The sequence below is a fragment of the Myxococcus sp. CA023 genome (assembly GCF_010998615.1).
Classification (GTDB): domain Bacteria; phylum Myxococcota; class Myxococcia; order Myxococcales; family Myxococcaceae; genus Myxococcus.
This window is the reverse complement of sequence record NZ_JAAEAH010000053.1, coordinates 23,530-36,947: the sequence shown is the minus strand read 5'-3', so window position 1 is coordinate 36,947 and position 13,418 is coordinate 23,530. Positions and strand designations below refer to the sequence as shown.

The following is a 13,418-nucleotide window of genomic DNA, read 5'->3' as shown; positions in this document are numbered from 1 at the left end:
CCCCGTTTCACCAGACTCAGTGGTGGTAGCCGGAGGCTTCCTCCTTCGACATTGGCGTACTCACTGGGTGGCGGTGGAAATGTTCGATGCTGGCGTGAAGGTCGTGTACCAGCAGCGTGGCCAGGTCCCGGCTCACGCCGTGACGGACCAATACCCGTTGCACCACCATGTCTTCCAAATCCGCGGGCATGGGATAGGCGGGTACCAGCCAGCCGCGCTCACGCATCCGGTCTGCGAGGTCGTAGAGCGTGAAGCCTGGGCTCACGCCGTCTTTCATCCTCCAGCACACTCCCGGTACTCCCCCCCGGCCGTCGTAGATGATCTCGAAGATACCCAGCTGTTCGACCGCCTTCGCAATGAAGTTCGCGGTGTCCGAGCATGCCTGCTGGATGCGCTGGTAGCCCGTTTTCCCCAGCCGCAGGAAGTTGTAATACTGAATGGCAATCTGCCCGCCTGGCCGTGAGAAGTTCAATGCGAACGTCGGCATGTTCCCGCCCAGGTAGTCCACGCGGAATATCAGCTCTTCCGGCAGGTCACTCTTGTCACGCCAAACGACCCAGCCGCAGCCCAGGGGCGTCAGCCCGAACTTGTGACCGGAAGCGTTGATGGACTTGACTCGATCCAGGCGGAAGTCCCACACCACGTTTGGGTGGATGAACGGAGCGATGAAGCCTCCGCTCGCCGCGTCTACATGGATGGGGATGTCCAGGCCCGTTCGGCGCTGGAGGTCATCCAAGGCGTCGGCAATTTCCTTTACCGGTTCGTAGAGCAGGTTGTAGGTGATGCCCAGGGTGGGAACCACGCCAATGGTGTTTTCGTCGCAGCGCTTGAGCACCTCCTGCGGCGTCAGTGTCATCCGCCCGGGAGCAAGCGGGACCTGCCTCAGTTCCACGTCGAAATAGCGCGCGAATTTGTGCCAGCAGATTTGCACTGGGCCGCAGATGAGGTTGGGCCTGTCCGTGGGCTTTCCTTCGGCAGCGCGGTGCTTGCGCCAGCGCCACTTCAGGGCAAGGCCTCCCAACATGGCGGCCTCGCTGGAGCCCGTGGTGGAGGTGCCGATGGTGTCGCGCGCGACAGGCGAGCGCCAGAGGTCGGCGAGCATGTTTACGCAGCGCGTTTCGATTTCCGCTATCTGCGGATACTCATCCTTGTCAATCATGTTCTTGACAAGGCACTCATCCATCAGGCGGTGCACTTGAGGCTCGGACCACGTCTGACAGAAGGTCGCCAGGTTCTGCCGCGCGTTGCCATCGAGCAGCAACTCGTCGTGCACCACTGCGTAGGCGTGGTCTGCGCGATGCTCTTCGTCCGGGATGCGGAACTTGGGCATCGCGATGGAGAGGTCAGGCGACGCGTACACGTCGTCATTGATGCGGGCGCGGATTTCTTCTCTCCCTCGAATTGTCATGCCTAGTCCTTGACGAGCGGGTGGCCTTTGATTCGTGGGTTGAGATGGGGCTCGTGGACGGTGTCGCCAACGGTCTCCGGGGGCGGGCGGGAAGCGGAGCTTGCGCTCGCTCCGCTCGGCCGGCACTCGTTGCCGAGGGCGGCACTCCAGCGCGCCTACGTTCGCTACAAGGGCGTGATGGACCTGAGGTGAGACACCGGAGCCTCGCACGATGCCCATGTCTGGAGCAGGCCGAGCCTTGAGGCGGGAGTCCTCGAACGAGGTTTCTCCCGCCCCAAACCTCATGTGGCCCGAGGTGCGAGGCGAGGCCTCACGGGAACGCCATGATTGTCGGCGGCGTGGTGCTGGTGAAGAAGTCCGGATACCTCGCTGTGTAGTGGCTCCCGCTGCCGCTCTCTCCCGAGATGACGCCGGTCTTCGAGCCCGAGACGGTTACCGTGGTGCCGTCCGCGGCGATCGCCACGTTCTCCGACACGATGTTGCCCGCCCCCAGATAGACGCCCAAGCCGCTGCTTCGGATGACGGTCAGTGTGGCCGGGTCCACGTGGTGCACGCTGAGGGTGATGGGCGCGCTGCCGCTGAGGCTCGACTTCTTGGTGTAGCTCGCGGCGATTCCCAGCGCGTTCCCCGCCACGGACCGCGTCGGCTCATAGACGACGGACGTGCCCAGGGTCACGCTGCCGTAACCATACACACACGTCGGGATGGGCTGGCGGAAGAGCTTGACGTCATAGACAGTCGGCGTCACGTTCGGCTGCGGGTAGGCGGAGATGCTGTAGATGCATCCGTCAAGCGACACGGATGACACCGCTGACTCTTGCTGCGCCAGCGCGTCGTCCTGCCCGGTCACCCCATCCCCTCCGCCGCAGGCAGGGAAGAGAAGGGCGGCACAAAGATAGACAGTCCTTTTCAAGAATCGCATCGTGCAATGACTCCTTTGCTCGCGGGGGAAGCGCAGGAAGGGTAACAGCAACGCCATTCTCTTCGTGGGCAATCTGCACGCATCCACTCGTTCCTGGATGACCCCAGCGGTGGAGAGATGCCACTCAGCGAGCTGCCCCTGGGTCGCGTGGGCATCACCTCGAAGGTGGTGTCCAACGAGGCATGAGGGGGAACCCGATGCCTCGCATCAAGAGCAGAGGCTCTCTGGATGGAGGGTGTTTGGGGACTCGCTCGCATTCACATCTCACCTCCGCGGCATGAAGCGCGGTGCCCTCCTCGTGGTTCCCCTGGGGTACCCTCGACGCGCTTCCTCCCGGTGTCTTCCCAAGGAATGGAGCGGCTCTTGACCAGGATGATGGTCGAAGCCCGCTGTGTCGCTCCCTTGTCGTCCGGGTCCGGTTCAGCGACGGGCTCGAAGGCGAGGCGAGCCTCAAGCCCTGCATCTTCGAATGGGACGCAGCGCGCGTCCCGCGTTTTCCCTCCGCTGGAAACGACGAAGCCCCCGACCCTCTACAGGGCCAGGGGCTTCCAGGGATGCCATCTGCGTAGCGGCACTACACGATGGGCATGAAGACCTTGAAGCCCGTGCGCCCGCTGTTGGTCGTGTTGCGCTCGATGAAGTCGCTCGCGGACGAGTGACCATCACCCAGGGTGACGGCCGTGTGGCCGTAGATGCTGCCCAGGCGCGTGGAGGTGCTCTCCCATGTGAGGACGAGGCCCGGAATCTTCAGCGCCTCCTCCAGCGACATGTTGACCTGCTTGAATTTGTCGCGCGGCAGGTTGTTGTCAATCTGGTTGCCGTTGCCCGACACGCCAATGCCCAGGGCGTTGCGGATGGCCCGGCTGACGCCCGTGGCGCACAGGCCCTGGCTGTTGTAGCCGCCCATGCCCATGGCCGCCGAGCGGGCCGCATCCGCCAGCCGACGCATCGCGGCAGACGCGTTGCTGGGCCCCGCGCCCGTCGGGCCGCCCACGTCCGCTCCACCGCTCACGTCACCCGAGGGGCCTCCACCGCGAACGCCCTGACGGCCGCTACCGGCGTCGAAGCTGTCGCGACCGGAGTGCCCGATGCGCAGCGTGTTCCCCGCGTAGATGAGGTCGGGGTTCGCGATGTTGTTGTCACGGGCCAGCTTCTCCACCGTGGTGCCGAAACGGGCCGCCAGGCCGGAGAGGGTATCGTTGGGACGGATGCGGTAGTTGGACATGGAAGCTCCTGCCCCCATTCTCGCGACTTCCCCGGTGGAGTTGCTTCACCCTTCCAAGATTCTTGGATTGTTTGGGGGAGCCTTCGGGTTTCACCCAGAGCGACACTTGTGCCTCTCCATGTGCGGACTCACCCATGGCGTGCCAGGAGCCGGACATCGTCCCTGCCGTGGAGCGGTCATCGCGCCGCACGTCTACGACTGCCCCCTCTGCGCCTGATGCTGGCGCGAGGGCAGGGTCTTTCCAAAGATTAAGTCCGCGAGCCTCCTGTGTGGACATGGCGTCACAGTCCTCCACCGCGTCACCGTCCACAGCCTTGCCGACGCAGGACTCCGGGGTGGCGCCGGATGATGACTACTCGCTTGGAGGGCACCTGGTCGTCGGGACGCTCCTGGGCGGCGTCGGGCTCTTCACTGGCGCGCTGGTGGGAGGATTGGTCGGCGCAGTGCTGGATCGCAACTGCTCGCTGACGCGCTGCGGAGACACATTCGTGTTCGCGATTCCCATGCGTCTGGGGACCGCGCTCGGAACGTCGCTTGCCATCTACCTCACGGGGGACAAGTTCAACGGGAGCGGCAACTTCGGCCCCACCTTCCTGGGCGCCGCACTGGGAGCGGTTCCATTCGCCTTGCTCACGACCAGCCGCCACGATCGCGTGGCGAGGATTGGCACCGTCGGGATGCTGGTCACTCCTCTCATCGGTTCGTTCACGGGCTACTGGCTTTCACGATCGCCGAGCTCTTCGCACGGGACCGCGCGCGCTGAGCTGCCGGAAGCTCGGGCTGCTCCGGTGCTGGGCCTGACTCAAGGGGTGGGCTCGTCGGGGTGACGGGACACTTCTGAGCCTCCGCGATGCGGATGAGACGCAGTTCCTCTACGGAGACTGTTTGGGGGAGCCGGCGGAGCCTGGCGAGCACGACGACGACCGGCACGCGCCGCGCCTCAGCGAATCCAGCCCGCCGCGCGAAAGAGCCGCGCGTAGAGGTCGCGGATCACCGGCTCCTTTCGGCGGTTGTATTCCATTACATCGTCCATGCCTTCGGCGGATGTGTACTTGACCGCCGCGTAGCGCTGCCGGTCGTCGTCGTGCTCGCGCAGCCAGTCGCGGAACATGACGTGGCGAATCACCTCGGGGCAGTCCGGGCCGAACACATGCAGGTTCACGCGTGGCGCGGCGAGCCGCAGGCAGCGGTGCTGATGCCAGGACGGCTCGCGGATGATGAGGTCGTAGCCCAGGCTCTCGAGGGCAGGCACATAGTCGTCCTCGCGCGTGGGGTCGGCGACGATGAGGTCGATGTCGATGATGGGCTTGGCGGGAAGGCCCGGCACGGCGGTCGAGCCGACGTGCTCGACCTGCATGGCCGATGCGCCCATCACACCCTGGATGGCCACGGCAAGCTCCGCGTAGCGTGTCGGCCATCCGGCATCATAGGGAACGACTGCAACTTTCTCAGGAGCGGGTTTTCCTTTGACCCAGGGGTCCTCGTCTGGGTCGGCATCGTAATGACGCATGATGTCTTCGGGGCGTGGCATGCTGGGCATTCTTGTTCAGCTTCGCGTTGTTGCCCATGCGAATCTCGCCATGCGCTGACGCGGAGCCCTTCCGTAAGCTCCGACGTATGTCGTCAACTCCATGAGTTGAGTCAGTGGTCGCGCGGTATCGCTGATGAGCATGACCTCCTCCGGCGATCACGGGCCAACGGTATCGGCCGGGGCATTCCAATGACGGAAGTGGGTCTTTAGCTTCTCGACGGTAAAGCGCCACTTCGGCGTGGTCGGCTGACAAACCGTGTTCTGGTTGCCGAACAGCCCGACCTCGTTGATCGCGCGCGACTCCGGAACGGTGTCCAGCCACTTCACTCCCGCGTGGTGTTGAGGTCCAAGCCGCCCGGGACAAGAGAGCCAAGCCCCTGCCGCGCACCTGATGGGAGGGCGGCCAGGGTTGGCGTGTCCCCAAGGGGGCTCAAGCGGCCTGTGTACAGGCCGGGCGCACTGCTTGGGCGGCCCCCGTCAGCGGCATTCTCGGCTCCTCCGCTCCAGCCCTCACCCTCAACATGGCTTCTATCCCGCCTATACGCCGAGGCGCTCTCCGCGGACATGGGAGTGCTGCTCGCGTACCTGGGGCTGTAGTAGGAATCCCGCATGGGTTTCTTGAAGAAGCTATTCGGTCTGGAGAAGTCGGACGAACAGGAGTCGGTGAGTCCTCGGGAGTACCTGCTGCGCGAGGTGGAGTCAGCGCTCGGAGCCGACTCCACCGTGAGCGAGGTGGCGCGGCTGCCAGAGGAGTACGGGCTGCGCTTCAAGAAGAACGGAGAGGAGATCCAGATGTTCCTGGACAACCTCTTCGCGGAGACGCGTGAGCTGTCTCCCGAGCATCGCGCCGAGACCATCCGTCGCTTCCTGGGTGCATTCCAGGGAGGCGGCGCGAGCCAGGTCACGTGGGAGGAGGCGCAGGAGAAGCTGTTGCCCGTGGTGCGCTCGGCGACATTCGGCACCGTGCTGCCCGCGGGAGTGGACGGCTCTGCGAAACACCTGGTGGAGCGCCGCACCATCCCCTTCCTGCGCGAGCTGCTGGTGTTGGACCTGCCCGACGCGTCCATGTACGTGCAGCAGGACCACCTGAAGGAATGGGGCGTCACCGAGGAGGAGGCCTTCACCTCGGCCTTCGCCAACCTGGACCTCATCCACGAGGTGGGCGTGGAGCTCCAGGACGAGAAGCCCAGCCCGCTGTGGTCCGTGGACTCCAACGACACGTATGAGGCCTCGCGCCTCTTGCACCCGGGCTTCCTCGCGTCCTTCTCCGGCCGCGTGAAGGGGCGTCCCGTTGCCGCCATTCCCACGCGCGCGGCGCTCGTCATCACCGGTGACGGGGACCCGGACCAGTTGAGTCGTCTGTGCGAGTTCGCCGAGCGGGAGTTCGAGGCGAGCCCTCGCGGCATCACTCCGGCCCTCTACACAGTGGACGACGCGGGCCGCGTGGTGCCCTACCACCGCCGGGGCGACGACGAGCTCGCGCAGCGCGTGCGCCGCGCCCACGTGCGCTTCGCCATGGGTGAGTACGCCACGCAGAAGGAGCAGCTCGAGGCCTGGAACGAGGCGAACGACGTGGATGTGTTCGTCGCCAGCTTCGGCGCTCTCGTGCGCAAGACGGACGACCGGCCCATCACCTGGTGCAGCTGGGGCAAGGAGGTGGACTCGCTGCTCCCGGAGACCGACGTGGTGGCCCTCCAGGTGGGCGAGAAGGACTTCTTCATGGTTCCCTTCCGCGAGGTGAAGCGGCTCGCCACGTCCTGCCTCGCGCCCGTGCCGAAGATGTGGCCCCCGCGCCACCGCACCACCGGGTGGCCCGCGGACTCGGTCATCGAGCAGCTGCGCGCGGCCCAGGTGGACTTCAACAGCTTCACGGACCCCTGAGCCGTCCCCGAAGTCGCGGGCCGGAGGCCTCCGCGTCAGCCCGGGGCCGCCTGCCTGGAGGAGATGACGATGCTCGCCTGCGTGGATGTGGACTACCGCGAAGACCTCACCGTGGCCGCGTGTGTCCTGTTTCGCGAGTGGGTGGATGCCTCGGAGGCCACGCACCATGTGGACCGTGGCCCGCGCGCGGCCGAGTACGAGCCCGGCCAGTTCTTCCGCCGCGAGCTGCCCCATCTGCTGCGCGTCCTCGCCCTCGTGACGGAGCCCTTGGAGGCCATCGTCGTCGACGGCTACGTCTGGCTCGGCCAGGACAAGCCGGGCCTCGGCGCCCACTTGCACGAGGCGCTGGGCCGCGTCGTGAACGCCCCCTGACACGTGCGGAGGAGCGCCTAGGGCGCTTCGCACGCGTGGTGCTCCCATCGACCCGTTCTCCTTCCGGCAGAACGAGGATGGACATCTGGATGCGCTGCTGGTGGCCACGGGCCAGGGCGATGCGATGTGGGGTCCGGAGCTGACACGCGGTGATGGACGGTTCGCCCTGTTGCGCGCGCCGGTGGTCGCCTGCGACACGGAGTTGCTCCCCCAAGCAGGAGAGGAGGAGGGGAGGGTAGCGCTCGAGGCCGCGGCCAGGAATGAGCCGATGAGGAGAGGACGCCGCGAGTGAACTGGGCAGAACTACTGAGGAGGACCTTCGACTTCGACGTATTGGCCTGCGGGAGGTGTGGAGGCAGGAGGCGGGGGCTGGCGTATGTGAAGGAGGTGGGAGGGGGCGAGCGATTCTGAAGCACCTTGCCTGCCCACGGCAGGTGCGATGCGGGCCCGGCGAGAGGGCCCCGGCCCTCCTCCAGCGCCGCCTCCACGAGTTGGAGCGCGTGGACGCGACACCCGACTTCCTTGAGGTCTTCATGTCCATCCAGGACGACCGGGCCGGATTTCGTCCCGTCTTCCCGCGGGAATTCAGTCGTCGCGCACGTTCCGGACATCTGGCTTCTTGCATCCGGGCGTCAGGCACACCCCGCCCACGATGGCACCACCCCCGAACCCCGGCTGAAGGTCCAACGCACGCGTGTGGATGCGCACGCGGACGAAGGGATGACCACAGCGCAGGTCCATGTCCAGGGCAGGGTCATGCTCCTCCGGGAGCAGCGGCAGCCCGCCGATTTGAAGCGCGAGCGGATGTCCCTCGTGTTGACGCGTGAGGAAGCGCTCGTACCGCCACGGCACGAAGCCCTTGGGAAACGGCTTCTTCAGCGCGGCGGCGTCCCGGTACTCGACGAAGACACGCGCGGGCGTCTTCGGGGCGCGGGCTGGCTTCACCGCGCGGGCGAACAGCAGGGACCTGTCACAGGGCTCGCACTCGTAGAGGCGCACGGTGCGCGCCTCCATGCCAGCGTCGAGCGAGGGAATGTGCAGTACGCGGCTCGGCTTCACCCGCCGGTTGCACTCGGGGCAGGCGGCCCGGGCCTTCAGGTCCGCGGCGGAGAGTCGACCCGGCTGGACGTCCCAGCAGCGCGCGCCCGTGAGCCCGAAGGGCGCGGGGTGGAGGCGGGCTCGCTCCGCGCTCTCGAGGATGGCCTTCGGCAAGCGCTTCGCGCGCTTCAGCGCCTCGAACTGCTCCACCAGCCAGTCGCCCTCGACGTCCTTCAGCTCGGGCCGGCGCCCCTCCACCAGCCATTCGACGACGGCGCGCGCCAGGTTCACGCGTGCGCTCGGCGCGGAGCCCTTCGCGTCCGGACTCCCCGCCTCTGTGAGCACCGCCGCGAGCGCATGGGCTTGCGACTTCGCCTTCGCGCTCCGCCGCTTCAGGTAGTCTCCGAAGCCCGTTCCGTCACTCAGGGCTCGGCGGTCCAACTCCTGCTCGTGCAGCTTCTGCTCCTTCGCGGTGACAAGGTCAGGCGCGACGTGCTGGAGCACCCCCAGGAACTCGGCGGAGAGCGCCACCTTCGCCCCCGCGAGGCGCCGGAGGAAATCCAGGGCCTGCTTGACCTGCTCGAACCTGTACGAACCTGGAACCGAGCTCCCGCTGACATCCCTCGCCGCGAGCCACCCGGGAGCCCAGGGCGCCACGGCCGCTATCTCCTTGAACCGATGCCCTTGCTCCCGAGCCAGCCGCTCCAGGGGCTTGCGTGCCGAGGGCTTCGTCAGCGTCCGCAGGGACGCGCACCACGAGGCGAAGCTCGACTCATCCAGCAGCCCCGGCGGCGAGTAGCGCTTCGGCCAGGTCTCCACCTCCGTGAGCAGCTCGATGCGACGGCGCAGCTCGCGAGGGTCCGTCGTCTCGAACTCGAACCTGGGCAGCAGCTCCTCGTACGTCAGCGCCTCGAACGCGTTGCGCGGCTGGAACATGTTGGCGAGGAAGACGTCGTTCTTGGGAAGCGGAATGTTCAGCTTCACCAGCCGGGTGCGCAGCAGTTGCAGGGACTCATCGTTCTCGGGACGTGACTCGATGCCAATCGGTGCGGTGAAGTCCCGCTCGCAGCTCGAGCAGGCCACGGCGGTCGGAGCGGTGGCCGTGCCACACGCGCAGCGCAACACGGTGGCCTTGCGTGGCACGTACTTCAGCGCTGCTTCCCGGCAGTGTTTCTGCAGCATGACGAAGTCGGTCTTCACGCGGCGGTCGGAGTGAGCCACCGGGAGCGCGCGCTTCTTTCCCTCCCAGAGGAAGCAGCGCACCTCGCCGTCGAGGGTGAACTCCGCCAGCTCTCCACGCCCCCCGAGCCGCAGGGTCCAATCGAGCAGCGCCTCGAGCATCGCGCGCTGCGCCGGAGCGTCCGCCTCCGGCACGGCGCAGCTCAGCTCGATAGGGCAGATGAGGGTCGACACGTCGAACAAGGGACGCCGCTGCAGCTCTTGGAGGAGCTCTCCTACCGGGAGGGACTGCCCTTCCAATCGACCGGCGGACCACTTCTTCCGAGAGGCTCCAGCGGCATCGATTCGAGCCGCCAGCCCCCGCAACCCCTGGATTCGCACACACGCTCCTGATGTGAACTCCGGCGACAGCGTCTACCCGATGGCAATTGTCATCGTCCATCCAGGACGCCACGAGCCGTGATGTCGAAGGAGGGCTTCGACACCCCATGGACGCGGGTGAGCGCCCACCGGCACCTCGCCCGGCCGCGGGAGCTGGACCAGGAGTCCGCGGGTGCGCACATGGGCTGAGCCCCGCTCCCGCGCATCCCCCGCTTCGGTGACACCACCGAAGCGGGGGCCGTACCCGAGGACGCTTCAGGGCAGGCAGTTCGTCGTCAGCATCGTGAGGGAGGCGCTGCCTTCCTGGCTCACCATCAGCTCGAGCTTGTCACCGCCGCTGAAGTTCCCAGCCGCGAGCCCCAGCGGCGCGCCGCCCAGGAGTACGTCTTGTCTCGCCGAGAGCGAACCATCGCCCAGGCCACGCAGGAAGCTGACCCTGGTCTTGGCCGTATTCGTCACGGCGACGTCCAACCACCCGTCCTGGTCGAAGTCCGCCACGGCCAGCTCACCCACCTCCCCCAGCACGTCGAAGTCCTTCGCGGCCTCGAACGTGCCGTCGCCGCGCCCCAGTCTCACGCTCACCGCGGGCTCGTTGAATGAGTCTCCCTTGCTGGTCATCAACAGGTCCGCTCTGCCATCGTTGTTGAAGTCCGCCGCGGCCACATGCCTGGGCTCGTTCTGGGCGGAATACCGGAACGCCGCGCGGAACGAGCCATCGCCCGCGCCAAAGTAGATATAGAACTCGGAGACGAGCGAGGCGGGCATCACCACGTCCAGGTGACCGTCCCCATCGAAGTCCGCGGTGGTGACGGTGAGCGCGGCGAAGGACAGGGGGAAATCCAGCCGGGTGAGTGAGCCCATCCCGTTGCCTTTCATCCAGCTCAGCGTCGAGGACCCCGTCGCGAGGCTCGTATTGACTGTGAAGACATCCCGGTTCCCATCTCCATCGAAGTCCGCCGTCGTCATCGCCCAGGGGCCCGCGCCCGTGAGGATGCTGCGTCCCGCCCCGAAGTCGCCATTCCCCAGGCCGGGCAGCACGCTCACCGACTGACTCCGGGTGTTGAGCACCACCAGGTCCAGCAGCGTGTCGCCGTCGAAGTCCCCCGTGAGGACGCTCTTCGGGTCCGCGCCCACCGCGAACTCCCCGTGCCTGCGGAAGCTCCCATCCCCCTGCCCGAGAAAGGTGGCGACGGTCCTCTCGGCCATCCGCGTCCCGGCGAGGTCCAGCTTCCCGTCTTTGTCGAAGTCCCCCGCCACCAATCCCCGGAGCTCGGCCTCCACGGAGACCTGGGGGAGCTTCGTCAGCCCGACATTGTCACAGCGTGTCTTCGACAGTCGCGGCGCCGAGGGTGGCCCCATTCCCACTGCATTCACCGCCCGGACCACGACCTGGTACTCCGTATCCGGCCTCAGCCCCGTGAGCTCCACGCTCGTGCCCTGCGCCGACACGGAGCGCTGGACGGTCCCCGCGAGGAGCTCGACAGAATAGGAGTGAACCGTCACCCTTCCGTCCGAGGTCGGAGGCTCCCAGCTCACCTGCAGCGCCGTGTTGAGGGAGACGACATCGATGATTCGCGGGGCGCTCGGCAGTTCGTGGGTCGTCACGGCGATGGAAGCGCCCGACTCAGGCCCATCTCCGGCCGCGTTGGTGGCGCGAACCTGGAAGGTATAGCTCGTGCCGTCGGAGAGGCCGGACACAACCACTTGCGTGGCGCCTGTCGTCGTGGCGGTGATGCCCCCGGAGCCCGTCACCGTGTACTTCACGATGGCGCCGCCGCCGTTCGACGTGGGCGCCTGCCAGCTCACCTGCGCGGACCGGATGCCTGGTGTGGCCTGGACGTCCATCGGTGGCCCTGGAGTCGTCACCGTGGGCTCCGGCCTCGGCGGAGGGTCCTTGTCCCCACCCTCCGAGCTGGAACCAGAGCACGCCGCGAGGAGTCCCATCAACAGTGCGGCAGCGAGGCCGCGCTCATGCACCTGAAGCATCATCCATCCCTGGTCAGTTGGCTCCGGCCGGCCATGCGTGGCCTGTAAAGGCAAACCATATGCCCCAGGCGTCGTGAGGCACAGCTCGGAAGTCCGCCCGCGAGGCGTGCAGCGCGTGGCACAGGGACTGTGAAGGTCAAGGCACGACTGCCCATTCCCTGCACAAAGGCAAAAGCCCCTGCTCGTGCTACTTCAGGCACACCGCCGGTTGCACGAACCCCTGGGCAGGGGCCATGACCAGCAGTGACGAGGTTTTCATGGTGAGCCTGTGGGCCATGCTGAGCCTGTTGTCGATTGCCTCCACCCTCGAGGGCGGAGGCGGCGCCCGTCTAGGATTGGGCGTGGTGCTGGGACTCGGGCTGGGCGTTCTGTTCACGGTGGGCCTCCGGAAGATGGGGGACCGTGTCTTCCGCTCCATCCCGACCGACGACGTCCTGGCCGTACCGCACCTTCGGGCGGTCCGAGTCCCCACTGCCGAACAGGTCATCGCGCGGCCCCCGGTGGCCGGCGTGCACGCGTGGCTCGAGGAATGAGTCCGGGCGCTACCGCCAGGAGTCCTGGACGCGGAGCTCGAGCGGGGGTGGCGCCTGAAGCTGAGCGTGCTCGCCCGAGCGCGGATGCAGGAAGGTGAGCGACTCCGCGTGCAGCAGATAGCCGCCGTCTCCGGGCAGGCCGGGGTTCTCCGCCAGCGGCAGGCCGCCCACGCCGAAGAGCGGGTCCCCCACGAGCGGGTGGCCGATGAAGGCGAGGTGGATGCGGATCTGCTCGGAGCGCCCCGTGTGGATGTCCACCTCGAAGAGGGTGTGCTCGGTGCGCCGCTCCAGCACGCGGGCCGTGCTGTGTGAGGGCTTTCCCCGCGCACTGGCACCATGGACTTCGCCCAGCCGCGGATGGGGCACCAACCCGATGGGCGCGCGGATGTCGTAGGACTCCTGGGCGGCGAGTCCCTGGGAGAGTGCGCGGTAGCGCTTGTGCACGCGGCCCTCGCGCCAATCGCTCGCCAGGCGCGCGGCTGCGTCGCGGGTGCGGGTGAAGAGCACGAGGCCCGACGTCGCGCGTCCCAGACGGTGCATCGGAACCGCCTCCGGCCATCGTGCCTGGACGAAGGAGAGCAGGGTGTTCTTCAGGAAGCCTCCCGAGGGCAGGGTTGGCAGTCCGCTCGGCTTCACCACGACGACCAACTCCGCGTCCTCGTACACGAGCTCGAAGGACTGCGGAGTGTCCGCCTCCTCCCACGGCGGGCGGTGCCAGCACAGCCACTGCCCCGGTCTCAGCGGCTCCGAGCCGTCGGCGGTGACGTCGTCGAGTCGCACCTCGCCCCGCGCGAAGCGTGCCCGCCACTCCTCCTCCGAGGAGTGACGATACTTGTCCGTCAGATGGGCGAGCGCGCTGCTGCCCGGTCGGCGCCCGAGCTTCTCGCGATACACATAGCCGTCGTTGAGCAGCACTCGCGTACCCTACATCGCGTGGGCTCGCGGTGGGAGGCACTCCGCCT

Annotated in this window: 12 protein-coding genes; 4 read left to right on the top strand and 8 right to left on the bottom strand. The window is 67.0% G+C overall.

The features are described 5' to 3' along the window. Positions 1 to 16: 16 nt before the first annotated feature. From F8M74_RS22960 to F8M74_RS22950, 3 genes are all read right to left on the bottom strand, one after another. Positions 17 to 1,408: a glutamate decarboxylase gene (locus F8M74_RS22960; protein WP_141256387.1), complete on the bottom strand. Its 1,392-nt coding sequence runs from the start codon at positions 1,406 to 1,408 to the stop codon at positions 17 to 19. A gap of 310 nt (positions 1,409 to 1,718) precedes the next feature. Further along, a complete protein-coding gene (locus F8M74_RS22955; protein ID WP_228559945.1) occupies positions 1,719 to 2,207 on the bottom strand; it encodes a hypothetical protein in 489 nt (162 codons plus the stop codon). A gap of 697 nt (positions 2,208 to 2,904) precedes the next feature. After that, positions 2,905 to 3,555 (bottom strand): LysM domain-containing protein, encoded by a 651-nt coding sequence (locus F8M74_RS22950; protein ID WP_228559947.1) that lies wholly within the window; start codon positions 3,553 to 3,555, stop codon positions 2,905 to 2,907. A gap of 275 nt (positions 3,556 to 3,830) precedes the next feature. On the opposite strand from F8M74_RS22950, the gene F8M74_RS22945 reads away from it, so the two are divergent. Further along, on the top strand, positions 3,831 to 4,382 hold the full coding sequence (locus F8M74_RS22945; RefSeq protein WP_228559948.1) for a hypothetical protein: 552 nt from the start codon (positions 3,831 to 3,833) through the stop codon (positions 4,380 to 4,382). A gap of 113 nt (positions 4,383 to 4,495) precedes the next feature. Here F8M74_RS22945 and F8M74_RS22940 read toward each other — a convergent pair whose 3' ends face one another. Together F8M74_RS22940 and F8M74_RS22935 are read right to left on the bottom strand one after the other, a co-directional pair. Continuing rightward, positions 4,496 to 5,086 (bottom strand): GrpB family protein, encoded by a 591-nt coding sequence (locus tag F8M74_RS22940; RefSeq protein WP_171410358.1) that lies wholly within the window; start codon positions 5,084 to 5,086, stop codon positions 4,496 to 4,498. Positions 5,087 to 5,242: 156 nt separating this feature from the next. Continuing rightward, positions 5,243 to 5,413, bottom strand: a complete 171-nt coding sequence (locus F8M74_RS22935) for a hypothetical protein (protein ID WP_203330818.1) — start codon at positions 5,411 to 5,413, stop codon at positions 5,243 to 5,245. Positions 5,414 to 5,695: 282 nt separating this feature from the next. Here F8M74_RS22935 and F8M74_RS22930 point away from each other — a divergent pair, with 282 nt between their 5' ends. Continuing rightward, entirely contained in the window at positions 5,696 to 6,967 is a 1,272-nt protein-coding gene (locus F8M74_RS22930) for a DUF1444 family protein (protein ID WP_141256383.1), read from the top strand. A 63-nt stretch (positions 6,968 to 7,030) separates the two neighbouring features. Next, positions 7,031 to 7,339 carry an endonuclease V gene (locus tag F8M74_RS22925; RefSeq protein WP_228565722.1) on the top strand — a complete coding sequence of 103 codons (309 nt, stop codon included), beginning with the start codon at positions 7,031 to 7,033 and terminating at the stop codon, positions 7,337 to 7,339. Positions 7,340 to 7,924: 585 nt separating this feature from the next. Here the strand turns inward: F8M74_RS22925 and F8M74_RS22920 are convergent. Both F8M74_RS22920 and F8M74_RS22915 read right to left on the bottom strand, forming a co-directional pair. Next, the gene (locus F8M74_RS22920; RefSeq protein ID WP_228559964.1) at positions 7,925 to 9,790 is read right to left on the bottom strand and encodes a hypothetical protein; all 1,866 of its coding nucleotides are present in this window, start codon (positions 9,788 to 9,790) and stop codon (positions 7,925 to 7,927) included. 402 nt (positions 9,791 to 10,192) lie between these two features. After that, positions 10,193 to 11,926 (bottom strand): FG-GAP-like repeat-containing protein, encoded by a 1,734-nt coding sequence (locus tag F8M74_RS22915; RefSeq protein ID WP_141257326.1) that lies wholly within the window; start codon positions 11,924 to 11,926, stop codon positions 10,193 to 10,195. 230 nt (positions 11,927 to 12,156) lie between these two features. On the opposite strand from F8M74_RS22915, the gene F8M74_RS22910 reads away from it, so the two are divergent. Further along, on the top strand, positions 12,157 to 12,456 hold the full coding sequence (locus F8M74_RS22910; protein ID WP_141257327.1) for a hypothetical protein: 300 nt from the start codon (positions 12,157 to 12,159) through the stop codon (positions 12,454 to 12,456). A gap of 9 nt (positions 12,457 to 12,465) precedes the next feature. Here the strand turns inward: F8M74_RS22910 and F8M74_RS22905 are convergent, their stop codons facing one another. Continuing rightward, positions 12,466 to 13,371, bottom strand: a complete 906-nt coding sequence (locus F8M74_RS22905; protein WP_141257328.1) for an RluA family pseudouridine synthase — start codon at positions 13,369 to 13,371, stop codon at positions 12,466 to 12,468. Positions 13,372 to 13,418 lie beyond the last annotated feature (47 nt).